Annotated in this window: 20 protein-coding genes and 1 pseudogene; 6 read left to right on the top strand and 15 right to left on the bottom strand. The window is 39.7% G+C overall.

Translation table 11 applies throughout. The features are described from left to right. Positions 1-52 precede the first annotated feature (52 nt). Entirely contained in the window at positions 53-1,147 is a 1,095-nt protein-coding gene (locus MP622_RS08560; RefSeq protein ID WP_243790493.1) for an acyl-CoA desaturase, read from the bottom strand. A gap of 14 nt (positions 1,148-1,161) precedes the next feature. Next, the gene (locus MP622_RS08565) at positions 1,162-2,229 is read right to left on the bottom strand and encodes a ferredoxin reductase (RefSeq protein WP_243790494.1); all 1,068 of its coding nucleotides are present in this window, start codon (positions 2,227-2,229) and stop codon (positions 1,162-1,164) included. A gap of 138 nt (positions 2,230-2,367) precedes the next feature. Here MP622_RS08565 and fabR point away from each other — a divergent pair, with 138 nt between their 5' ends. Then, positions 2,368-3,063: an HTH-type transcriptional repressor FabR gene (gene fabR, locus MP622_RS08570; protein ID WP_016167438.1), complete on the top strand. Its 696-nt coding sequence runs from the start codon at positions 2,368-2,370 to the stop codon at positions 3,061-3,063. A 75-nt stretch (positions 3,064-3,138) separates the two neighbouring features. Here fabR and rapA read toward each other — a convergent pair whose 3' ends face one another. The 8 genes from rapA to MP622_RS08610 all read right to left on the bottom strand — a co-directional run bounded on the left by rapA (position 3,139) and on the right by MP622_RS08610 (position 13,171). Further along, positions 3,139-5,976 carry an RNA polymerase-associated protein RapA gene (gene rapA, locus MP622_RS08575; protein ID WP_243790496.1) on the bottom strand — a complete coding sequence of 946 codons (2,838 nt, stop codon included), beginning with the start codon at positions 5,974-5,976 and terminating at the stop codon, positions 3,139-3,141. Positions 5,977-6,120: 144 nt separating this feature from the next. Then, a complete protein-coding gene (locus MP622_RS08580) occupies positions 6,121-6,762 on the bottom strand; it encodes an RluA family pseudouridine synthase (protein ID WP_044739407.1) in 642 nt (213 codons plus the stop codon). A 617-nt stretch (positions 6,763-7,379) separates the two neighbouring features. Then, positions 7,380-7,799, bottom strand: coding sequence for a heme-binding protein (locus MP622_RS08585; RefSeq protein ID WP_243790498.1), 420 nt, complete (start codon positions 7,797-7,799; stop codon positions 7,380-7,382). A 64-nt stretch (positions 7,800-7,863) separates the two neighbouring features. Next, positions 7,864-9,165: a glutamate-1-semialdehyde 2,1-aminomutase gene (hemL, locus tag MP622_RS08590; protein ID WP_016167434.1), complete on the bottom strand. Its 1,302-nt coding sequence runs from the start codon at positions 9,163-9,165 to the stop codon at positions 7,864-7,866. Between the two features lie 41 nt (positions 9,166-9,206). Continuing rightward, positions 9,207-9,827 carry a thiamine phosphate synthase gene (gene thiE / locus MP622_RS08595; RefSeq protein WP_243790499.1) on the bottom strand — a complete coding sequence of 207 codons (621 nt, stop codon included), beginning with the start codon at positions 9,825-9,827 and terminating at the stop codon, positions 9,207-9,209. Between the two features lie 135 nt (positions 9,828-9,962). Then, positions 9,963-10,367, bottom strand: coding sequence for a nucleoside diphosphate kinase regulator (gene rnk, locus MP622_RS08600; RefSeq protein WP_104440875.1), 405 nt, complete (start codon positions 10,365-10,367; stop codon positions 9,963-9,965). Positions 10,368-10,534: 167 nt separating this feature from the next. Then, the gene (gene glyA / locus MP622_RS08605) at positions 10,535-11,788 is read right to left on the bottom strand and encodes a serine hydroxymethyltransferase (protein ID WP_016167431.1); all 1,254 of its coding nucleotides are present in this window, start codon (positions 11,786-11,788) and stop codon (positions 10,535-10,537) included. A 156-nt stretch (positions 11,789-11,944) separates the two neighbouring features. Further along, positions 11,945-13,171: a lipase family protein gene (locus MP622_RS08610; RefSeq protein ID WP_243790501.1), complete on the bottom strand. Its 1,227-nt coding sequence runs from the start codon at positions 13,169-13,171 to the stop codon at positions 11,945-11,947. Positions 13,172-13,407: 236 nt separating this feature from the next. On the opposite strand from MP622_RS08610, the gene MP622_RS08615 reads away from it, so the two are divergent. The 3 genes from MP622_RS08615 to MP622_RS08625 all read left to right on the top strand — a co-directional run bounded on the left by MP622_RS08615 (position 13,408) and on the right by MP622_RS08625 (position 15,407). Further along, a complete protein-coding gene (locus tag MP622_RS08615; protein ID WP_243790503.1) occupies positions 13,408-14,106 on the top strand; it encodes a DUF3820 family protein in 699 nt (232 codons plus the stop codon). Between the two features lie 87 nt (positions 14,107-14,193). Next, entirely contained in the window at positions 14,194-14,853 is a 660-nt protein-coding gene (locus tag MP622_RS08620) for a hypothetical protein (RefSeq protein WP_243790505.1), read from the top strand. Between the two features lie 206 nt (positions 14,854-15,059). Then, positions 15,060-15,407, top strand: a complete 348-nt coding sequence (locus tag MP622_RS08625; RefSeq protein WP_243790506.1) for a hypothetical protein — start codon at positions 15,060-15,062, stop codon at positions 15,405-15,407. 406 nt (positions 15,408-15,813) lie between these two features. Here the strand turns inward: MP622_RS08625 and MP622_RS08630 are convergent, their stop codons facing one another. The 3 genes and pseudogenes from MP622_RS08630 to MP622_RS08640 form a co-directional block, all read right to left on the bottom strand. Then, the gene (locus MP622_RS08630) at positions 15,814-17,160 is read right to left on the bottom strand and encodes an OprD family outer membrane porin (protein WP_243790508.1); all 1,347 of its coding nucleotides are present in this window, start codon (positions 17,158-17,160) and stop codon (positions 15,814-15,816) included. Between the two features lie 86 nt (positions 17,161-17,246). Beyond that, the gene (locus MP622_RS08635; protein WP_151504130.1) at positions 17,247-18,635 is read right to left on the bottom strand and encodes an MFS transporter; all 1,389 of its coding nucleotides are present in this window, start codon (positions 18,633-18,635) and stop codon (positions 17,247-17,249) included. Between the two features lie 171 nt (positions 18,636-18,806). Then, positions 18,807-19,750: pseudogene (locus tag MP622_RS08640) on the bottom strand (dihydrodipicolinate synthase family protein). 173 nt (positions 19,751-19,923) lie between these two features. Between MP622_RS08640 and MP622_RS08645 the strand changes: the two are divergent. Next, on the top strand, positions 19,924-20,853 hold the full coding sequence (locus MP622_RS08645; protein ID WP_243790510.1) for a LysR family transcriptional regulator: 930 nt from the start codon (positions 19,924-19,926) through the stop codon (positions 20,851-20,853). A gap of 308 nt (positions 20,854-21,161) precedes the next feature. Then, positions 21,162-21,581 carry a hypothetical protein gene (locus tag MP622_RS08650; protein ID WP_243790512.1) on the top strand — a complete coding sequence of 140 codons (420 nt, stop codon included), beginning with the start codon at positions 21,162-21,164 and terminating at the stop codon, positions 21,579-21,581. Positions 21,582-22,007: 426 nt separating this feature from the next. On the opposite strand, the gene MP622_RS08655 is transcribed toward MP622_RS08650, so the two are convergent. Next, positions 22,008-23,264: an acyl-CoA dehydrogenase family protein gene (locus MP622_RS08655; protein WP_016167424.1), complete on the bottom strand. Its 1,257-nt coding sequence runs from the start codon at positions 23,262-23,264 to the stop codon at positions 22,008-22,010. A 12-nt stretch (positions 23,265-23,276) separates the two neighbouring features. Next, positions 23,277-24,527: an SfnB family sulfur acquisition oxidoreductase gene (locus MP622_RS08660; RefSeq protein ID WP_243790514.1), complete on the bottom strand. Its 1,251-nt coding sequence runs from the start codon at positions 24,525-24,527 to the stop codon at positions 23,277-23,279. Positions 24,528-24,622 lie beyond the last annotated feature (95 nt).

Here is a 24,622-nt window from a genome sequence, read left to right on the forward strand (position 1 = left end):
GGACCTGAGAAGACATAAAAAAACCACTTCCGAAGAAGTGGTTTTTATTCAATTATTTCTTGAATGGGAATGCATACTTCACGATACGCTTAATCACACTGCCGTATTGCTTCACCAAACTGGCATTATTGTAATTTAAGCCGTATTTCTCGCACACTGCTTGTACTTTAGGCGCCATTTTACGATAACGACGCGCAGGTACATCAGGGTACAAGTGATGTTCAATTTGATGACTTAAATGTCCAGTCAAAATATGGAAGGCTTCTGAACCCGTTAAATTCGAAGAACCACGAATTTGACGCATATACCAGTGACCACGGCTTTCATTTTGCAAAACTGTTTTTGGGAACACCTCTACGTCTTTAGTGAAATGACCGCAGAAAATCACACTGAAAGTCCAGATATTACGAATACCATTCGCTACAAGATTACCTGTAAATACGGGTAATGCCGCGGGACCTGCAATCAATGGGAAGAAGACGTAATCCTTGAGCAATTGCTTGCCAATTTTGCGTTGTAACGGTTTCCACTCTTCTTTCAGTTCTTGTTTAGATTTACGACCAAACCAAACTTTACCAATTTCAAGATTCTGAATGGCTACGCCCCACTGAAACAGCAAGCAGAATGGAATGCTATACAAAGGCTGTAATAAAAAACCTGGTTTCCAACGTTGTTCTGGGAACAAACGTAATAAACCATAACCGATATCATCATCCATACCTTTAATATTGGTGTAGGTGTGATGTTTATAGTTGTGAGTTTGACGCCAGTTATCAGAAGTTCCGACAATATCCCACTCGTAGTTTTGCCCACTGAATTTAGGATCATTCATCCAGTCATATTGACCGTGCATGACGTTGTGCCCTAATTCCATGTTTTCCATGATTTTGGCAAAGCCCAATAAACCTGTCCCCAAAATCCAAGCTGGCGGAAACCAACCTGCAAATAAGCAAGCACGGCCAGCAATTGAAGCGTACTGCACGGTTGAATAAACACGGCGGATATATTTGGCATCTTTCTCGCCAATATCATCCAACACTTCTTGTTTGATCGCATCCAATTCGCGCGCCAATTCATCTAACTCAAATTGAGTAAGTTCACGATTTTTTGGGTTCTTAAAATATTGTGCTTTTACTGGCATATTCATAATATTGAACTCTCTTATAAATCAATCACAAGATCTGTTTGGGCAGAACTTACACACAGTTTTAATGGATTACTTGGCTCGCTATTTTGTTGACCATTGAGCATGTCTTGCGTTGAGCCTTGTACTTTATTACATACACATTTATGGCAAACCCCCATACGGCAGCCATAGGTCGGTTTCACGTTGGCATGTTCTAGCCCAACTAAAATTGATTGACCGCGTGGAATTGCAACTACTTTGTTAGACTTACTTAGGGTTACATTCACAAAACCTGTGTCGTCATTTACCACAGGTGTCATGCTAAACGCTTCGCTTTGGAATAGTTGAGCTTGAGTAAAAAGTTGCTCCGCTTGCTGAACGAAACCTGAAGGACCGCAAGCATACACAATTGACTGATCAATATCGGTCAATACCTCGACCTGAGCCGCATTTAAACGTGCATCTGCATTTTCTTCTTGGGTATAAAATACTTGATAAGAAAATTGCGGATATTGCTTTGCCCACTGTTCAAAATAAGATTTGAACGCGAAATCTGCATAATGCTTCACCCAGTACATCACATGCACTTTACGCTCACGTAGTTGCTCTGACTGTGTTAAAGTAGTCAATAAACTGTACATTGGAGTAATACCGCTGCCTGCGGCTAACAAGATCATCGGTTGATTTTGTTTAGGCAACAACATATCGCCATAAGGTTGACCAAATTCAAGTACATCACCAATTTGAGCTTGGTTGATTAACCAGTTACTGACTTTGCCTTGTTCTACTTTTTTAACACTGAGCAACACATGTTGCGCATCAATCTGAGTCAAACTGTAGGTACGCTCATAACGCGCACCTTGAACATCTATCATGACAGGGTGATGCTGACCTGCTTGACCCATTTTGAAATGACGATTGACTTCAATCGTCAAACTTACCATTTCTTCAGCAGTATTGTCCTTTTGAACAATCTTACCTAAAGCTTGATCAACCGACCAAAGTGGATTGACCTTTTGCAACCAAAAATTCAAAGAGTGTTGATCTACAACACTTTCGACTAAAAAATTAAGGGGAGAATTTGATTTTTTTAGCATGAACATCTTTAAGACCACGCAATTGACTTTTAATTATTATACACATGTATATATATTTGTATATATATTCGTCCTTTTTTATTCATTTCACATCACAGGCAGTAAAGGCTATAATGCAAAAAAGCATTTAATCTATTGAAAAATATGAACCAGCCTTCGATCAAAACAAAACACGACACTACGACTCATGACCTTAAAACGGTGCATGAACCAGTTGTAGTTCGTTCTGTCGGTCGTAAAGCTACCATTACGAAAGATGAATTATTCCAAGCAGCGCTCAAACTGATTGGACCGCAAAAAAGCATTGCCTCTTTAAGTCTACGTGAAGTTGCGCGTGAAGCAGGTATTGCACCAAATAGTTTCTATAGACATTTCAAAGATATAGATGAGCTTGCCATTGAGCTGATAGACCGTTCAGGTATTGTGTTACGCCAAATTTTGCATGAAGCACGTTTAAAAGCGATCAAGCAAAGCAGCATTATTCGTAGTTCGGTCGAAGTATTTATTGAACAGTTAAATACTGATGAAGGAAATTTAAGTCTATTACTACGCGAGGGTTATACAGGTTCTGCCTCATATAAACTTGCGGTAGATCGACAGCTTAACTATTTCCAGCAAGAACTGAAAGATGACCTGATTCGTTTAGAACGCCTCAATCACAGCAAAATGGCACACCCTGACTTAGCAGCGAAAGCAATTACGCAACTGGTATTTAATATGGGGGCCAAAGTGATTGATTTACCAAATGAAGAACGCAAAGCCATGGCAGAGCAAACCATGATTATGATTCGTATGATTTTGGAAGGTGCACGTCATTTGGATGAATCGCAAATTCGTTAAACAGATTGACAGTTAAAATTCCCAATAAAAAAGCACCAGATGGTGCTTTTTTATTGCTGGGTTGAAAGTTAAACCTTAAGGCTTAACCACCACCAACACTTGAATAGCTTCTGGCGTTACAGATAAACCATCCAACAAGGCAATGCCTTCCTTCTGCAATTTTTGTAAGCGTGTAATTTCGTCTTCACGAATACTTGGATTAAATTGCTTTAAATAACTTAAACGGTCAATTTCATATTGCCATTTGCCACCATAGATTTCTTTGGCTTGCTGCTTCATTTCAGGCAAAGCAGTTTTGGCAATATTCAAAGCCTGTTGATAGCGTTCTTCAATCACATCACGACGCGCTTTCACCACCTGACGGCAACTGTTGCTGTCTAAATGATGTAAATACGGCTTCAGAATACTTGGCTCAATCTTCATCGATAAATCTTGCCCAGTTTCACTGAGTAATACGCGAATCAATTGCTGTGGCAAGCTTGAAGGCAAGTTCAATGCTTTCGGTGCAATCACATCGACCTTGAACCAAACTTCTAACAAAATTGAGCCTTGTTTTAATGCATTCGACTTTAAAATCGCGACATTGGTACTACCAAAGGCCTGCGTATTGATCATTTCCATCACACTTTCAGTGAATGGATGCTCTAAAGTCAGATATTGCGCATCTTCACGGACTTGAGCTTGATCACGGTAGAATGTCGCGGTCATACCTTCTTCATCCAAGGTTAAGCCCTGAACTTGCATTTGATCTGTCGGTTTAATAATGACTGTACCATTACTTTGCTCATCAAAATCAATGTTAGTCGACGCCATAAAGCGCTTCATAAACATTGGCAAAGTGGTATTGTCATCATAATCTTCAAGCGCTTGTACAATTTCTTGCGCAACGATTGGTCGGCATGAATTGTATTCGAGTAAGCGGTCACGACCTGCTTGTAATTCCGCCTCTAAAGCTTCACGTTGTACGCTGACTTCTTCAAGCAAATCTTCGAACTGTTGCCCCATATCGGTAAGCAAGCAATCTTTTAAATTGACAATGAAGTTTTCTTGCAAGGTTTGTGCGGTTGGCGAAATATTACTGAAAATATTCAATGCTTCGTTATACCAACGGAACATACGCTCTTGCGCTGTACCTTCTAAATATGGCACATGAATCTGAATACGGTTTTCTTGACCAATACGGTCTAAACGACCAATACGCTGTTCCAATACGTCTGGATTGGCAGGCAAGTCAAATAACACCAAGTCAGAAGCAAACTGGAAGTTACGCCCTTCTGAACCAATTTCAGAACAGAGTAAAATCTGCGCACCATAAGAATCTTCAGCAAAATATGCCGCAGCTTGGTCACGCTCAAGCAAGCTCATGCCTTCATGGAACATGGCTGTACGAATACCTGCATGTAAACGTAAAGCGTTTTCTAATGCTTCGACCACAGGACCACTACGCGCAATCAACAACACTTTTTTGTGTTTTAACTGAGTACGCAGCATTTCCATAAGCCAACCCACACGTGGGTCAGATTCCATCCACGAACCATCAAGCTGTGCTTCTTCAGGCCACATTTGCTCACGTAGTTTGCCATCTTTCGACCAGTTTTCTGGTGCAGGTAATGGCGCAGGCTGACAATCACGACCAGGGAAGCCTTGAATCGCTTCACGGGTATTACGGAATAAAATACGCCCTGTACCATGGCGATCCAATAATTCATGAATTGCATGGAAACGTTGTTCTGGTTCGTCACTAATGCGATGCCCCAATAACTGTTCAATTGCAGTTAAATGGCTATCTTCTAACGGTAAATCTGACATCAGCACTTCTGCAATTTTTGCAGTATGTTGATACTTTTCTTCTTCATCCAAGAAACGATCTAATGAACTAAAACGTTGCGGATCGAGCAAGCGTAAACGCGCAAAGTGGCTTTCAACACCTAGTTGTTCTGGTGTTGCGGTCAACAATAACACGCCTGGTGTTTGCTCAGCCAACTCTTCGACCAGATCATAACGATCATTGCCACCTTCTTCCTCATTCCACATCAAGTGATGTGCTTCATCTACCACTAACAGATCAAAACCAGCTTCCAACGCCTGTTCGCGCAAGTCGTCATGGTCAATCATCAAGTCAACGCTGGCAATAATGCATTGCTCAGTCAAGAATGGATTGAGTTCAGGGTCGTGTTCTTTAATAGACGCGGTACGTGTTAAATCAAAAATAGAGAAGGCTAAATTGAAACGGCGGCGCATTTCAATCATCCACTGATACTGTAATGAATCAGGCACTAAAATCAGAATACGTTCAGAACGACCTGTTTTTAGTTGTTGGTGGATAATTAAACCCGCTTCAATGGTTTTCCCCAGACCAACTTCGTCTGCCAGTAAAACACGTGGTGCAAAACGCTTGCCTACTTCGTGTGCGATATAAAGTTGATGCGGAATTAAACCGACGCGCGCACCAACCAAACCACGTAATGGGCTGCTTTGCATATTGGCTTGCATCAGCATTGCTTCAATACGTAGGTCATACCATTCTTTATAGTCAATTTGGCTTGCCAGTAAACGATCTAAAGGCTTAGATAATTGAATTTGAGCGCCAATACGGGTTTCATTCAGGGTTTTACGTTCTTGCGTTCCATCTTCTAAGCTACGCACGACAGCGTAACGTACCACACCATGATGATGCTCCAATGACTCGACCAGCCATTGTGTTCCTTCCTGATCATGCACTTCATCATTCGTATTAAATACGATACGAGATAAAGGGGCATTGTTTCGGGCATATACTCGCGTTTCGTCGCTTTTTGGGAATAAGATGCTAATCGATCGTTCATCAACGTCAATTAATACCCCTAAGCCAAGCTCTGTTTCTGTGTCAGATAACCAACGTTGACCAATAGCAAACTGCTGCAATTTTTCCACCTTTATCTCAAATGTAGACCAAGAAATAATTGCTCAAAAGAGAATATTATTTGAACAAAACTTCATGGCTTTAAGCAATATATTTTGACATAAAGCTCACTAAAAAAGTGGGCTTATTCGAATCTGAAGCGTATTTTTTTCGCCTTAAAACGGTACTGGGCAATAGAATTCAACTAACTGCTCTGTTTTAGGATGTTGAAAACTCAAACGCTCTGCATGTAGACATAAACGATCCAACAATAGCTGCTCGGGTGCGGCATACAGCGTATCCCCTACGATTGGATGGCCTAGGTACTGCATATGTACACGTAACTGATGCGAACGACCTGTAATAGGCGTCAGTTCAACACGAGTTACGGCTTGACCTTGAATTTCAAAATGTTCAGTCGCTTTCCAGTGTGTCAAGGCAGGCTTGTTGTAACTCGGATCTGCAATGTGTAAAGGTGGACGTGACGGATCGTACACCACAGGTACATCCACTGTTCCCTCACCTTGCAAATGCCCAGCGACTACAGCTTGATATATTTTTGACGTTTGGCGCTCTTGGAACTGACGCGAAATTCGGTTTTGTCCGAATTTAGAAAGTGCAAAGACCAAAATACCTGAGGTATCTCGATCTAGACGATGAATCAGCAAGGTTCTCGGCTCTTCTTGAAGTAACCGATTAATCACACAATCTTGCAAGTCAGCCGTTTTTCCTGGCACTGTAAGAATCCCCGCGGGTTTATGGATTACCATAAAATCCTCATCACGGTGGATCAGATGTTCATTCAGAAATTGACTCAAGAGATATTCCAAGCTGACTGTGCAAACAAGCGGGCAATAATAAGAAGCTCCCTTATAAATTACAATGCAAAAATCGACAAAAGTCAGCGTTTTTTACGATTTTATTCAAAAAAGTCCCGATTTAACTCACAATAAGAATTATGTCTCAGGGACTAAATCATTTTTTTGAAATTTGGGCTGTGCTTCACGTCTCTGTCTTGAAGATTGACAGCATTAACCTATCATCATTTTCCTAGAGGCATCACTGCTATAGAATCAACAACATAGGCTTTTAAAGCATGTATTAAACCAAACTTCATTCGAAAGTTTACCCACTCCCCCTATCTCAATAAACAATTCACACGATGTAAATTTATCCATTCCTAAAATATATCAATGCGGGCTGTGTCTTATCCAAGAGTTCTAACTCAATGTATTCGATCTAAATCCCAAATAGGCATGCCCAATCCTTTAACGATTGGAATTTAGCACTGAATCTTTAATTCTCAGTTAAATCTTTACCTAACTGAAAATTATTGGCTTGGGAGAGTCTATGACTAAGAATCTTGTGTAAAGCTCAGTGTTCATTCCTCTTTAAAAAATTTAAGTCGGATCATTTTAGAAAATGGCGAGAAAGCTTAAAGCTGAATCTGTGCCAAAAACTGCTCAATGGCATACTGTGCGATTTCAGCATCTTGAAATGCTTTAGCACCTGAAATTCCTATCGCCCCAATGACTTCCCCTTGATATAAAATGGGTTCTCCACCTTCAAGCATGCCTGTAATGCTCTCTACCGTTAAAAATCCGTCTTGTCCATTACGAATTAAATCTTCAAATAATTTGGTTGGACGTTTACTGATGGCTGAACATTGTGCTTTTTCGTGACACAATCGTGCAGTCATTGGGGATGCGCCATCCATACGCTTCATACTCAATAAACAGCCTGTTTCATCAACGACTGCAATACTTATAGCAAAGCCATGCTGTAAGGCATACCCATAGGCTGCATTTAAGATCAATTCGGCATCAGCCAATTCTAAACAATATTTGGTTTTCATGGATTTTCCTTGCAAAAAAAAGCCTGCAACATGATCACAGGCTTTTTGGAACTTTCACTACAACTTATGCTTTCATTTCAGCAAAGGTTTCTTTTGCGGCTTGAATCGTAAATGCAATATCTTCATCACTATGTGCACTTGAGATGAAGCCCGCTTCAAATGCCGATGGTGCCAAATTCACGCCACGATCTAACATACCATGGAAGAATTTACGGAATGCAGCAACATCACATTTCAGCATTGAATCGAAACTGGTGATGTCTTCTTGATCGGTAAAGTAAAGACCAAACATTGCACCCGCTTGTTGAGTTTTGAAAGGAATACCAGCAGCATCAGCTTCTTGCTGTAACCCTGCCAAAAGCTTTTCTAATTGAGCTGTTAAGTTTTCATAGAAACCGGGTTGGCGTAAATGTTTGAACATTTCAATGCCCGCACGCATTGCGAGTGGATTACCCGACAATGTACCCGCTTGGTACACTTTACCTAAAGGTGCAATACATTCCATCACTTCGCGTTTACCACCAAAAGCACCTACTGGTAAACCTGCACCAATAATTTTGCCTAAAGTGGTTAAGTCAGGTGTCACGCCATAATGAGCTTGTGCTCCGCCTAGTCCAACACGGAAACCTGTCATTACTTCATCGATAATAAATACCGAACCATGTTCATCACACACTTCACGAATGGCTTGCAAGAAACCTTCCACAGGTTTTACCAAGTTCATGTTGCCCGCTACAGGTTCTACAATCACACCCGCAATTTCAGCACCAAATTTAGCAAAACACTCTTTTAAGGTTGCAATGTCGTTATACGGCAAAGTTAAGGTATGTTTGGCAAAATCGGCAGGTACACCCGCTGAAGTCGCTTCCCCTTCACCTGTTGTTAATAAGCCTGAACCTGCTTTTACCAATAATGAGTCAGAATGACCATGGTAACAGCCTTCAAACTTCACAATTTTGTCGCGTCCTGTATAACCACGTGCCAAACGAATCGCAGTCATGGTTGCTTCAGTACCTGAGTTGGTCATGCGCACCATTTCAATCGATGGCATAATTTCACAAATCACATCTGCCAAAGTCGTTTCATGTACGGTCGGTGCGCCAAAACTCAAACCATCTACCGCAGCGTCTTGAACCGCTTTAATAATGGCTGGATGTGCATGACCAAGAATCATTGGCCCCCAAGAACCAACATAATCTACATAACGCTTACCATCCACATCAAACAAATAAGCCCCTTGCGCTTTTTCAATAAAGATGGGTGTACCGCCCACGCTATTAAATGCACGTACAGGTGAATTCACGCCACCCGGAATATGTTTACTGGCTTGTTTAAATAGTTGTTCTTGCTTTGGAGATAAACTCATGAATTTACTCAACCTAAATAGAAAATAATCGACTTACAACATTATGCAGTTTTAGCAAATAACTGTGCCCATGCATGAACACGGGGTGGGATGTCAGCTACGTTCAACGCTAATATATCACTAATTACCGCGCAAAGGTCTGCGCCCGCAGTAATCACAGGTGCTGAATTTTCAACGGTTAATCCACCAATTGCACAAATCGGCACCGTAAATTCCTGCTTCGCCTGAGCAATGACTTCAATTCCCACATTACCTGCTTCAGGCTTAGTCGCAGTTGCATACACAGCACCAAATGCAACATATGTCGCGCCCTCTGAAATCGCCTTTTTAGCCAATTCCATAGAATTTAAACAAGTACGACCAATAATGACGCCTTGCGGTAGGCACGCAACTGCATCGGCAATTTCACCATCATCTTGACCCAAATGCACACCCAATCCGTATTGCTGTGCGAGAGCCAAATCATCATTAATTACAAATGGTACAGCATATTGATTGCAAAGCGCTTTAATTTGTTCAACTTCCGTAGGTTGATCCGTTTTGTTCACTTTCTTACGGCGATACTGAAGAATTGCAATTTGACCTGTTGCTAAAGCTGCGTGTAATTTTTCTAGCAATAGATTTAAAGGATCATCATTGGTAATAAGGTATAAACCACGCATAAAAAAACCTGTACTTGACTAAATAGAGCATCCATTTAGCCTAGATTAAAATTGTATAAAAAAAGCCATCATAGCATTATGATGGCTTTTCAGCAGATGAGATTTGCCCAATTTTAATGCATTCATTGGGGGTACTTATAAATAATTACCTTCTCGTTCAGGTTGATACAGTACTCGCTCAATCTTGACTTTCATTAAATGCCCATCAGGTTGCGGCCATTCAATTTCTTGTCCTTCAGACAATCCCAAAATTGCTGCGCCCACGGGTGCCAACACATTGACCTGTCCTTTATCACCACGAAAGTCATGCGGATAAACCAAGGTAATTTCCGTTGATGAAGTATCTGGAGCAATCGTGACCAACACACGTGCATTCATGGTGACGACATTGGCAGGAACATCTTGCGGAGCAACAACATTGGCACGTGCCAATTCATCTTCTAAATGCTCCATGGTTGGCGTTAATTTTGATTGATGCTCTAACATAGTTTCTAAACGATTCAGATCTTGTTCAGAAATGATAATAGTTGGTTTGTCCATAAAACCGTCCTTCTCAAAAATTCATGTTCTAAATTTTGCTTTGGTATGTTCTTTATTTTCACATGCTGAATTATTTATAGCAGAAAATGAAGAATGGTGAAGATAAGCATTTTGTATAGATATAAAAAAAGCCCCCCTTGAGGGAGGCTTCTCAAGCATATTGCTAATTATTTTGCATATACTGGGAACTTAGCACATACAGTTTCAACTTTCGCTTTCACTGTTGCAATAACAGTTTCGCTACCTTTTGAATCAAGAATGTCAGCAATCCAGCCCGCTAATTCGCGAACTTCTGCTTCACCAAAACCACGCGTCGTTACTGCTGGCGTACCAATACGGATACCTGAAGTAACAAATGGAGAACGTGGGTCATTAGGTACAGAGTTTTTGTTCACAGTAATGTGAGCAGCACCTAACCAAGCATCTGCATCTTTACCAGTAATGTCTTGTTTGATTAAAGATAACAAGAACAAGTGGTTTTCAGTACCACCAGAAACAACGTCATAACCACGCGCGATTAAAACTTCAGCCATTGCTTGAGCATTTTTAACCACTTGTTGTTGATATGCTTTGTATTCAGGCGCCATCGCTTCTTTAAAGCAAATTGCTTTTGCTGCGATTGCATGAACTAATGGACCGCCTTGGTTACCTGGGAATACAGCAGATTGAAGTTTTTTCTCAATTTCTTCATTTGCTTTTGCAAGGATTAAACCAGAACGTGGACCACGTAAAGTTTTATGCGTAGTTGTCGTTGTTACGTCAGCAATTTGTACTGGGCTTGGGTAAACACCCGCAGCAACTAAACCAGCAACGTGTGCCATATCTACAAATAGGTAAGCACCAACTTTATCCGCGATGTCACGGAAACGCTGCCAATCTACGATTTGGCTATAAGCAGAGAAACCAGCAACGATCATACGTGGCTTGTGTTCAACCGCTAAACGCTCAACTTCTTCATAATCGATCTCACCAGTTTCTGGGTTTAGACCGTATTGAATTGCATTATAAGTTTTACCAGAGAAGCTTACTTTAGCACCGTGAGTCAAGTGACCACCGTGAGCCAAACTCATACCTAGAACTGTGTCGCCTGGGTTAAGTAAAGCTAAATAAACTGCTGAGTTTGCTTGTGAACCCGCATGTGGTTGAACGTTAGCGTAATCAGCACCAAATAATTCTTTAGCACGGTCAATTGCCAATTGTTCGATGATGTCGACATATTCACAACCGCCATAGTAGCGTTTGCCTGGGTAGCCTTCTGCATATTTGTTAGTGAGTTTTGATCCTTGAGCTTCCATTACTGCTGGTGAGCAATAGTTTTCTGATGCGATTAACTCAATATGAGCTTCCTGACGAGCGTCTTCGTTAGAAATTGCTTGAGCTAATTCTGGATCAAATTCAGCAATAGAGATATTGGCAAACATTAGCGAGGTCCTATGTATTTAGGGCTTTTAAGCCGTGCTAAGATTGCCGCGTATTGTAGCACGAAGTTTGCAAATATTGAGAACGATGTTTGCTCTGTTTTACATAAAAAAAGCTCATGTCGATAAAAAACATAAGCTTCTTTTGTTCAACTCAACTTATTGAATTGGCATTAATGTTTGTACATCTATCAAAATATTCGGAATATTTAGCACATAAGCTGTACCATGATCCCAAGTCGTATTGGTTTTATAGGTAATTGGAGAGTTTTTAGCAGCATCTCCACTCAGCAAAGTATCTGTAGCAACTTTTGGAACCGTCGTATCCATCGCACCTTGATAAATAATAATAGGCGTACTTATTTTAACCTGAAGAGGCTGTGAATCTGTATCTAAGAACTTTTTCACAGGAGATAAAGTCATAAAATTACTTTGTGTCCTAGGGTAGTTGGTAATGTCATCTGCATTATCTTCTGCATAGGTATTCATAGCTGTCCCAAACTCTTGCTCTAAAGAGGGATAACAATCCGTTTCAGCATTGTCGGCAATTTTATCGGTTGGGGACTTAAATACTTGGCTGTATTGCAAGCTTGGATTTGGATTACGTAAACCTGCAGTAATTAAAGCTGTAAATGTATCTAAAGAAGCCAAAGTCTCTATTTTTTGCTTTATATCGGTTTGTTGAGCGGCAAGACTCTCCCCTGCCAGCAAGATCAATTGAAGATTGGATGCAGGCGCAACCGCCACAGTTCCTTTATAATCCAGTTGTGCTCTAGACTGATATTGCGCTGCGCCTAACGCGGCATGCCCACCTTGCGAATGCCCAACGGTCATCCAACGATTCGACACTTTATTCCCTAAATAGTTTCGCGCTGCCACAACGGCGTCAGTAATTGAAAATGCCTCACTTTTTACATTTAAGAAAGGATGTAATTCATTATTTGCTGGTTCACCCAAACCTTCGTAATCTGGAGCAACCACCACATAGCCCGCAGTTAATAAACCCTCAATCATCGCTTGAATATAGGTGTTTAATTGACTGCGGCTCGGTGCACAAATATCGGCTACACCCGTTGTTCCATGCGCCCAAACCACAATTGGCCAACCTTTAGCAGGCGGTGCTGTTTTTGGTGTAAAGACCAAAGCTGTAGCTTGCACTTCTTTATTATTCATGCCGAGCATCTTATAAGTCATCACGACACTTTCGCCTGCCGTCGCAGACATGTCGGTTAGGTTATAAGCTGTGGGTGTGGAAACAACAGGATTTGCAATGTTGTTTTTGGGAATATTATCCCCCAAATTATAAGAATCATGATCATCATCATGACACGCACTTAATAGCATCGCTGTACTGGTCAAAACAGCGATCAGCATTCTTCTCTGCATCGTTTATATCCTTATTCAATTTTTATTGTTTTTTGCTTCATTTTCAGCAACGTTTTATTTTTACGCTTTTTTCTATTTCTGTTCAATTTTATTTTTAAATTGATTTTAATAAACATGATTCATCAGTTTTTTAAAACAAAAGATCAAATGGACTAATTAAACTTCTGGTTTATATTTGTTTCACTGCACATGAAAATGTTAAATTGAACCATTCAGCGACACCATAGGATTTTCATATGCAAGCCATTATTTTGGATACAGAAACACACACCTTAAATGGTCAACCCATCGAAATTGCATATGCACCTATTGAAGTTGAAAATGGCAAACTCACTTTAGACAAGTCCAAATTATTTGATCAACTGTATTGTGTAGATGAGCCAATTTCTTTTGCAGCAATGGCGGTGCATCATATTTTAGAATCTGACCTCATTGATCGTCCTCATTACAGTACTTTTGTTCTCCCAACCGATACACAATATATTATTGGTCATAATGTCGATTACGATATTCGCGCAATTGAAAAGTGTGGTGTTGATACCAGTTCAATTAAGGCAATCTGCACATTAGCACTGGCACGCCGCGTTTGGCCAGATGCTGAAGCACACAATATTTCAGCATTAATTTATATGATCAGTAAAGGCAGTGAAAAAGCCCGAGAAATGATTAAAAAAGCACATCGTGCAGATATGGACATTATTTTGACTGCCAATATTTTAATGCACATTGTTCATCAACTGAATATTAATAATATTGAAGAACTTTATGCAGCTTCTGAAGATGCGAGAATTCCGCGAAGCATTAATTTTGGCAAACATCGTGGTACCAATATTACAGACCTGCCTGCGGACTATATTCAATGGTTACTTCGCCAAGATGAGCTTGATCCTTACCTACGTAAAGCACTAGAAAATGCTAATTTAGTCACATTATAAATCAATGATTTGTAATTAAATTTTAACAATAGTGTAATTTTCACGCAGTATAGTCTGCTTAATTTATCTCATGGATTAAATTAAGACATGATTCACTATTCTAAAACACAACTAGGACATGACGCACTAAAACAACGTAGCTTGCCATTAAATGCACGTCAACGCCGCTTACTGGTTCTGATCGGAACTGAAGATTTTGACTCCATGAACGAAATCTTCAAACAGCGTCTTGCCCCACCTGAACTAATTGAACAACTGAGCGAGATGGGGCTCATTATGGCATCGAGTGCTCAAGTTTTGGCAGAGCCTGAAGTTCAATCTTTACGACCAACGGCTCAATCACAAAGTTCAGTAACGCAGCCGTCATCAAATTCAATTTTAATGCCAACAGCACAGCAACGTCCTCAAGCAGAAATATCTGAACCACAGCCTCAGGCGGCATTGTTCTCTCACGACCAAATTGTTCAATCTGCTGCACTAGAACCCGCTGAACCTGAATTTGAAGATTTAGTCGCGTTGGATTTTGACGATGTTAAGTTTTTAATGGCTCAGCTTCTACAAAAATATTGCGGACTCATGGCGAAGCAACTGGTGTTGCGCATTCAAAGCTCAGAAGATATTCGTTCTCTAAAACTCTGCCAAATGCAGTGGATTACCCAATTACAAGAATCGCGTATTCCGCCTAAAGAGCTAAATCGAATTCTGCATCAGATTAATTTTTCACTGCAACGACTCAATCCTGCATAAATTTTAAGAGGAATTTTGTTTAAGCTCAGTGGAATGAACACTTAACATCATATTTTTTTATTTTAAAAGATTATATTTATTAAAATATTGGCGCACTTTTTCCATTTTAGATGTCTCTCTCAACGTTTAGTGTGCCAATCCTTCTACTTAAGCGTTATAGCTTCAGCACTTAATATCTGTGAAATAGAACAATTTGGAAGCAATCTATGATGCCACTCCATCTTATTTTTCACCCAGAGGATCACCCTGCTCATCTTAAAAAAGTTGGTAATTGGGTGATTACTTTTCCTACACGCAGAGAAAACAGTGAAACACTGCAACTGATTATTCGTAGTGTGATTCCACAGCAGATGAACCAGAACATGCAATTACTGAATTTAGAAATCCACCAAAGTACGCTTGATCATCACTGGGAAATCCTAACAATGAGCTATTTTGATGGTGAACAAGCCATAGAGTTACATCCAGATACAGAGAACTTGATTGCTATAAAGATGCTGAAAGAGCTGATTCAAGAGTTTGGAAAATATGATGTAGAACTACAGTTGAAATAAACTGAAAAAAGATGGTTATAGATAAGCCAGCAAAGAAATTGTGGTTTAAAATTGAATACTATACACAGCAAGAACTCGCATTTCTGCGAGTTCTTTTATGTTGGATGGCTAGTGCTGATTTTTTATTTGAACTTTACGTTGCAAATTCAATTAGCTGTCAATGATCCGTCCAACTACTTCGTAGCTCTTAGTGTTGCTAGCTACTGTAGTTTTAATATAAGACGATGCAATTTCTTTGGCAAGTCACTGTGACATTAAGCCACAAGGAACATATCAAAAATACATTGAATAACTATTAATCAAGTGGTCTAATATATGACCTTTACTAATTCACATACACCCGTCAATTAAATCCAAAGCCATTCATTACATTTTCACTTCATTAACCGTGACTCGCTCAAATCTCCTAAAATTGATATGAATAATTGATTAACACACGATGCTGCGCCCAATCTTTGCGCGTCATACCGTTAATTTTTTCTCCCAGCTCGCCATTTTTAAATCTTGAGTCGTAATTCAAATAAGAATATCGAACATCTACATTCTGCATCCAAGGAATTGCATAACTCAATGTTAAATCTAAGAACTGTTCTTTTCCTTCAAGATCACTACTTATATTGCTTTGATGAGCCCCAAAACCATATATATATTTAGCTTCAGTTTTTAAACCTTTAATCTTATCTTTCCAATCGTATTTCAGCCGTAGTGCAATCGCTGTTTCATCATTATTGCTAAAATCAGGGCCTATTGCAGAAGCTGTAGGAAACGGATTGGTGCCATGGTCCTGCGTTAACACATTAATCCGATCTGAATATGTAGAGAAATTGTCTTCTATCCAAAATCCATCAAATTTGGAAACTGCAAATCCTGCCTCTATGTTATGCCTTAACCAGTTCAACTCTAAAAAATATCCTCTGCCTCGGTTATCAATGTCTTGCCCTTTCACACAATCTAAATCAAATTCAGCACCACACTTAAACAAGTCACCACCATCACGAGAAAAAAAGGCGCCTCCACTCCAGCGCCATATATGGTCTGCAACTGGTAATTTATATTGAAGAATGGCACCATATTTTTCTAAATAATTTTTGCTCTTTAAATATTCCGCTGAGATATTTAAATTTTGAATCTGATACGAACCACCAATCAGACCCACATAAGAAATTCGTTCATTACTGTCTGTGACTAATTTTTCAAAAGAATCCATACTACGTGGCTTCCATTCGTCATAATAAGAAATGTACGTTTTCACTTGATCATTGAGTTTAAACTTGGCACTTGCCCCAGAGAATGTGTCAGGAACTGCTCGGTTGGTTGTACTTTTAAGTAGCAAAGAATCGTGCATTTGACGCCCGACTTTAATCTCCCCCATATCTAAGATTTTGGCTTTTAGATACAGTTGTCCCAGCATGGCAAAATTTTGATCTAATTTTCCATTTGATTGGACTTCTAACAATTGGGTTGTGGGTTTACCAGAGTCAAATATTTTCGTTACAGCATACAACGACCCATCTATGCCTAACCAGTTTTCCCAATATTTAGAGCGATAATTCAATTCAAGCCCTAAAGCACTTTGTTCATAACTGACTTGCGAAGGATTGATGTTCGTTGCATTTGGATGAGCGATCCCTTCATCATTCCAATAACGAGTATTCAGTTTTAGTTGCAATGTGCCTAAGTCGGATGGCTGTGCGGCATAACTCCATGTACAGAAAAAACAGCCGACCACCCCACATAAAATATATGGATTCATTTAAAGTTCCTTTTTTTAGACATGAATGACCTTTTGCCTAACTTCTAGAGTTAGGCAAAATTCACTGTAGAGAATATAAAAGTGATTTAAGGAGAGAGTTTTTCGAGCATTTGCCCTTTGGTTTCAATTGCAAACCAGAACGTTACAAGACCACCAACTAAAGCAACCACGGCCAAAACACTAAAAACATACTGGATGCCATAACCCGACACCACAAGCCCAACCATAAGTGGTCCAATAGCAGAGCCTGCACGTAACCAAGCGGTACTAAACCCTATACCCATAGCTCTTAATCTTGTCGGATATAATTCGGCGGCATATAAGTACAAGGAGAAAGAAATTGTCTGTAAAATTGCGTAGCTTAATGTCGCCAGAACAACAACTTCTGTAGCGGTTTTAGCCCCCAATATAGACAGACACATTAATGGAATAATCGCCAGAAAGAATGCCACAGTGTACCAAGGGCGACGTCCCACTTTATCAATCATTAATGCACAAATAATCGAAGCAATAACGCCAACACCTGAAGTAATCCAACCGTAACCCAAACTGGTTTGTAATGACAAACCGAAATGCTGTTTATATAGCGAAGGGAGCCATGTCACCATTGCATTGTTCACCATATAGACACAGAACCACATGCCCCAAAGTGTGAATGTGCGTTTCCGGTAAATCCCTCTAAAGAGTTCACGCCAGTCTGTTTTTGCCATAGATTGTGGATTAATTTCCTTCACTATAGGCTCAGGTAAAGCTTTTCCACTTTTTATTGCACCTTGTTCAAAGAGCGTAACAACTTGGTCGGCTTCTTCAAAACGTCCTTTCGATGCTAACCAGCGTGGTGATTCTTTTAAGAAAAATCGCAAAGGAATGACCAATAACGAAGGAATAAGTCCGACAATAAACATCACTTTCCAGCCATAAATAGGCATTAAGAAATAAGCTGCCATTCCCGCAAACATTAATCCTAAAGGAAATAAAACTTCGTACAATAAGAAAAATTTCCCTCGTTTCTCAGCCCCAATAAATTCATTAATATAGGCACTTGCAACAGGTACCTCACCACCTGTTCCTACACCCTGAAAAAATCGAAAAACTAATAAAGATAAACCACTCCAAGCAAACAAGCAGGCGATGTCCATCGCAACAAAAAGTAGAATAGTAAATGAGAGAACTTTTAATCGACCAACTTTTTCAGCCAATGATCCAAAGAAAACAGCACCAAATAATTGTCCCACATATCCAGCAGCAATAATTGCACCTACATATGCAGGGGTTAAATGCCATTCACTAATCAGTTGAGGTAAAGCGAAGGCAATCGCGAGAACAGTATAGGCATCAAAAAATGTCGCTATACCAATAGTGACCCGCATGAACTGCAATCGTCGTGTCACAGGAATTCGTTCTAGTCTTGCAATAATTTCAGCATTTTTTTGTTGATGATGATGAATTAACTCCATATCCGCTAGATTTGTCATCCTCAATCTCCTTATCAACTACGTTCCTCGTAGTTTCTTTGTTATTCGCTGCAACTGCCTGTCGCCAGCAATGTCGTACTTTTTAATTATTATTTTTAATTCATGTGCGAACTTTGCCTCAGGCAGCGTACATGATAAAAGGGCTAACGTAAAACGTTAGCCCTAATGGTGTTAGGCAACCGCCTGTTTTTCATCCACCTTACCAATACCCGCTAAACGTATCGCTTCATGAATTTCTTGCTCTGCCCCTTCTGCTAGCGGTAACAATGGTGAGCGTACAGTTGCATGGTCTAAAATACCACGTGCAACCAAGGCATGTTTAAGTGCAACTGTACCTTCCATATGTGAACCACGATGGTACACATTACGTGTTACTGGTAGAAGTTGATCATGTAGCGCACGAGCTTTTGCATAGTCTTTTGCCTTACCTGCTTTAATCATTTCGATTAAAAGCTCAGGTGCAATATTGCCATAACCCACTAACGCACCATCTACATCAAACATCGTGTGTAATAAGTATTCATCATGGCAGGTTAGGATTTGTAGATCAGGGCGTTCACGACGAATGATTGGGATTTCTACATCCCAACGACGCATATTACGCACACCATTTTTCATTGCAAAAACGCCGGGTTGAGCCGAGATATCTAATAAAGTATCTAAGTCATACGTTGCTTTTGTTGCATCTGGGTATTGGAACAAAATAGAAGGTAAACCACTTTGCTCATAAATTGCCTTATAACGGTCTTGCGGTGCACCCTTTTGATAACCAAAACGCAACCAACCATGTGACGGATAAATGAGACCAGCAGCAGCGCCTGCTGCAACTGCACGCTTAGCTTCTTGCGCAGCAACTTCAGTTCCTTCTAGGGTAATACCTGCAATTACTGGAATTTTGTTGTCTACAGACTTCACAAAACTTTCGATAACTTGTTGCTGTTCTTTTTGAGAGAGGAATGTACCTTCCCCTGCATGCCCTAAAACAACTAAACCTTTCACGCCATCAATACTGCCAAGCCAAGAACCTAGTCGTTGGATTGCTGCATGGTCAACTGCACTTCACGAGTAAATGGAGTCACAGGGGCTGGTGTTAAACCACGTAAATCAATGCTCATCTTTTGCATCCTTGTATATCATCAAATTAAAGTTATAAAATTAATATAATTCAATAATTTAATTGAATATTTAAACTTTATGATTAAAGTATAGGCTGTATAAAATTCTTCGAGAATCCGTAATTTCCTTATTTCAGCTATACTGAATTTGTATATCTCACAGGAGTGATTAAATGAATTACATGCAATGGAAATTATTTTTAGATGCAAATGACTTAGGCAGTTTAAGTAAAGTGGCTCAGTTTTATAACACCAGCCAACCGCACATTAGTCGTCAATTACAAGAGTTAGAAGATTTCTGTGGTGGTCGGTTATTTCATCGTACAGGTCGTGGAGTCACCCTTACCGATTTAGGCGCATTCTTACTTCCCAAAATTCGTCATTGGGTCAAACTGACGGAACAATTGCAAAATGATATTCACCATTCCAGTAAAAACTTAATCGGTAAAGTAAGAATTGGCAGTATCCCCTCTACAGCACATCCATTACTCACAACGGTGAGCCATCGTCTTAAAAAGGAATATCCTCAAATCGAGCTTTCTGTACGTGAAGGACAAGGCGTGCAATTAGAAAAATGGCTTGAAGAAGGATCGGTAGATTTATCTTTACACTATCGTTTTCATTCATCCTCTCAGAATGGTGATTTATATTTGGCTGAAGTAGAAACTTATTTAGTCGGTAAAAAAGAAGACCCTTTATTAAAAGACCCAAGTATCGATTTCACCCAGTTGGATGGCTTACCTTTAGTGACTTTTTGCCGCCCAAGTAGTTGGGTCACTCATTTAGAAAATATTGCACGCCAAAAACAAACGACCCTCAACATTGCGTTTGAAGCAGATTCAATCAGTATGCAAATGCACTTAATAGAAAGTGGACATTATTATGGAATTTTGGGACCTCAAGCGATAAAAAATCATGCTCAAGGTAAAAAGCTGACGGCGGTTAAAATTACTCAACCCAATATTAAGCGCTATTTATCATTATCCATGTCTCCACATACTTACTTAACCCCTCCTTGCAGAAAAGTAATTGAGATAATTAAAGATATATTAAAGTCGGGTGATCTTGATTTTTCTAGTGTAAATGATGATTTATTTAGTTGATAAAAGAACCACCCCACGGAACTTTTCCAATTTGCAAAACATAAGGTAATGGTGCCTGATTACCCGCTTAATCCTCTATTATCTTTTTTTGTAAATACGTGGATTATGTAAAAAACTACACATATCTTGAACCTGAATCGGTCTAAATGAACGCCATTGATTAATGTGTATCTAACCTATTTCTAAACATCCGATCTGGACAGTTCTATTTAAATCAACATGATTCTTAGAACACTAAGTCTAACTATTGAATTTAATTTTATTATGTATAATGAATTCTATAAATATTATTTAAGTCATAAATACTGATGCAATCATTATCAATAATCGCATTATATCTTGCAGCAATATTGACGTTATGTGCTGCCCTACTCCACTTCATTTGTATTCTTTGGGGGGCAAATGGTTATCGTTTTTTAGGGGCAGGTAAAAGCATGGTCGATATGGTTGAAAGAGGAAAATTATATCCACATTTAATCACTATCGCTGTAGGTTTAATGCTCTTGCTATGCTCAACGTATGCATATTTTGCTTCAAGAGGAATAACCCTATTACCATTTAGTAAACCCATACTCTCAATTTTTGCAGCTATACTTCTTATACGTGGTTTTGCTTTTCCAATTTTGAAATCAAAATTCGTTGGTAATAGTGATTTATTTTGGTATATCAGCTCAGCTTTTTGTTTACTCTTAGGTGGGCTGTATGCAGTAGGTATATCTTTAAGTTGAAAAAGAAAACTAATGTTTTATGTCAGGACAACTATTGTTAGTCTGATAGCGTCCAGAATTTTATGACGTTGTTTCACAAGGTGTTTATCTGCTTTTGATCACTGTATAGATTGCGTGTTCTTTCGCTACTAAGTTATTAAATCAGAGCCTTGTACGTTTAATCTACTCATTAATTCCCGACGCATTCATTATTAACCGTAGCTGACAGGCAAAGAGCCACACCATAGAGTTTGTCCATGTTTAACAATTGCTGCTTTAAATTTATCTCATTTTTAATATTGTAAAGAATATTTTATAAATGATGATCAACAAGTTTGTGCAACCAAGTTCATCAAAAATATCATTTTAAAATGACTCACCTATTATCATGACTTAAGACTCTCATAAAGAAACCGTATGTTTATACGGTTTCTTTATCCGTATATTTTAAGCGGCAATTTCTTTTTGATTAAGCACTGGACTGTTTCCAATTTGCCAAACATAAGGTAAAGGTGCCTGATTTACCACCCAATCTCCTATCACTTTCTGTTTGTAAATAAGTGGATTATGGGAAGAAACCACACGTGCATTGCGCCAGAATCGGTCTAGTTGCTTTTCTGTTGTACTAGCAGATGCACCTAATGCATTAAACAGTTCTGTCGTTAAATTTAGCACCAATTCCGAAATGACTACCTGTCCTTGTGACGATGCGAGTTCAGCAGAGTCATTCGCTTGTAATTCCGTATTTTCATCATTTTGGAAATGACTCAAATACGCTTGGTCTAATGCATCAGCAGTGCTTAAAGCAATTGCTTCAGCCGCATATGCCTGTGCAGAGGCTTTGCCAATCACTTGTAAAATTTGTGCATCATTACGAACCAACTCTGCATTGCCATGACTGAAGATGCGGGTACGCTTACGCACTTCATGCGTAAAAACTTCTACCGCATTTTGTGCAATACCAGCCAAAGTCGCTAAATGCACGACTTGATAAAATGCAGTTTGATATTTAAATCTCTCTTGAAATGGCAAGATATGGTCACGAGCAATTTGTACATTATCAATTTTTAATGTTCCACTGCCCGTGGTTTTTTGGCCAAAACCATCCCAATCATCAACAATATGAATACCTTCTACCTGTGTTGAAACAGCAGCAATAACGTGCTGATTTGTCGTTTCATCAAAGGCAAATAAATCAATCCAATCTGCGAAAATAGTCCCTGTCGAATAATATTTCTGGCCATTCACGACGAGATTTCCACTTTGTGACTCTGTCACACGCGTGGCGACATCACCTATTTCTACGTTGCCTATTTCCGTCCATGCATTTCCTACAAGGTCACCTTTTACAAAGCGCTCAAACCATAAGGTTTGTGGCTCTGTCTTATGGGCATTTAAACGATCTTCCACAAAAGCAAAATGTCCACGCAATGCCTGAACCACATTAGAATCCGCTTTTGCCAGCTCAATTAAGAGTTGGAATAACTGTCTTTGCGACACGCCATCTCCACCAAAAGCGACAGGAACACGTACCGCGCCAAAACCCGCCTGCTTTAACCATTGGATCGGTTCATAAGGCAATATTCGGTTTTTTTCACGCTCTAGTGCACCTTCTGCGATGCGCTGAAAAATAGCACGGAATTTTCCAGCCACTTGCTCGTAATGAGCACCTAAAGACAAGTTTTGATTATTTTGAATAGTCATAATATTTTCCTATTAACTCCATGCATGACGTGGTGGAGGAACATCATTTAAATAATAATTCCCAACAATATTCAGTTTCCAACGGACGGGGTCATGTAAAGTATGTGTACGCGCATTGCGCCAATGACGGTCTAAATTCAGTTCCGATAGTGTTGAACGTGTACCCGAAAGTTCAAATAGTTTATTGGCTGCCAATAAGGCAATCTCTGTGGTCAGCACTTTAGATTCTGCTGTAATTAAAGTTGCTTCAGACACAGTTTCTTCTGTTGGATTCAACAACGCCTGATCAATTGCTTCACCCGCTAAAGCCAAAACAGCTTCTGCTGCACGCAGTTTAATTTTTAACTCACCAATATTGGCAATGGTGTACGGATCTTGAGATGCCTGTTCTAAGCCCGAATCAATCCACGGGCGTGCATGAGCACGGACATACGCAATCGTTTCATCAATTGCACCACGTGCGATGCCAGCATCAATAGCAGATTGAATAAATTGCGAAATTGCCCCTGCTGCGGTTGGGCGTTCAAAAGCTTGATGAATTGGTACAATGTATTTTAAATCGACTTGAACATTGTTTAAGTGTACTGAACCACTGACTGTAGTACGCTGACCAAATCCGCTCCAATCATTTACAATCGTCAAGCCTGGCGTGTGTTGAGGCACTAATGCAGCAAAGGGCTTCCCTTCTTCGCTTACAGCCACTACAGGTATCCAATGGGCGAGTAATGCGCCTGTGGCAAAAAATTTCTGGCCATTAATAACAGCGTGCCCATCTTTAAATTCAATTTTTGTTGTTAAGTCTGCAACAGTTTTAGAACCTTTTTCAGAAAATGCATTGCCAAAACGTTTTCCCTGCAAAACTTGAGCAAAGAAAAAATCTTGCTGCTCCAATGAAGCATCCAAACGAATATGTTCTAAAAACGCCCAATGGTTTTGTGCAATTTGCCCTAAAGATGAGTCTGCACTGGAAATAATTTTGACCACTTCTGCAAGCGTTTTATAGCTGACACCCGCACCGCCAAATTGTTTAGGAATAGTAATGCCCCAAAGACCCGATGCTGAATATTGTTGCACCTCTCGCAAAGGCAATTGTCGCTGATAGTCACGTTGAGAGGCTTCTTTCGCAAATTCGACTGCCAGCGTTTTAGCAACTTGTATGGCTTCTTCATCTGAGCGTATGACATGAGCCAGACTCGCTTGTTGATAAAAATCCCTTGGAATGTTTTGCGCGTCTTCCAATTTTATTTCAATTTTTGAAGTCATTATAAAAACTCAGTGAGATGGTTATAAAACCTAAGCTAGCACTATTTTTTTCTTATATTTATAATTTAATCCGAAAATAAAATCATTTTTTAAAA

The organism is Acinetobacter sp. PK01, from assembly GCF_022819285.1.
Lineage (GTDB): Bacteria > Pseudomonadota > Gammaproteobacteria > Pseudomonadales > Moraxellaceae > Acinetobacter > Acinetobacter tandoii.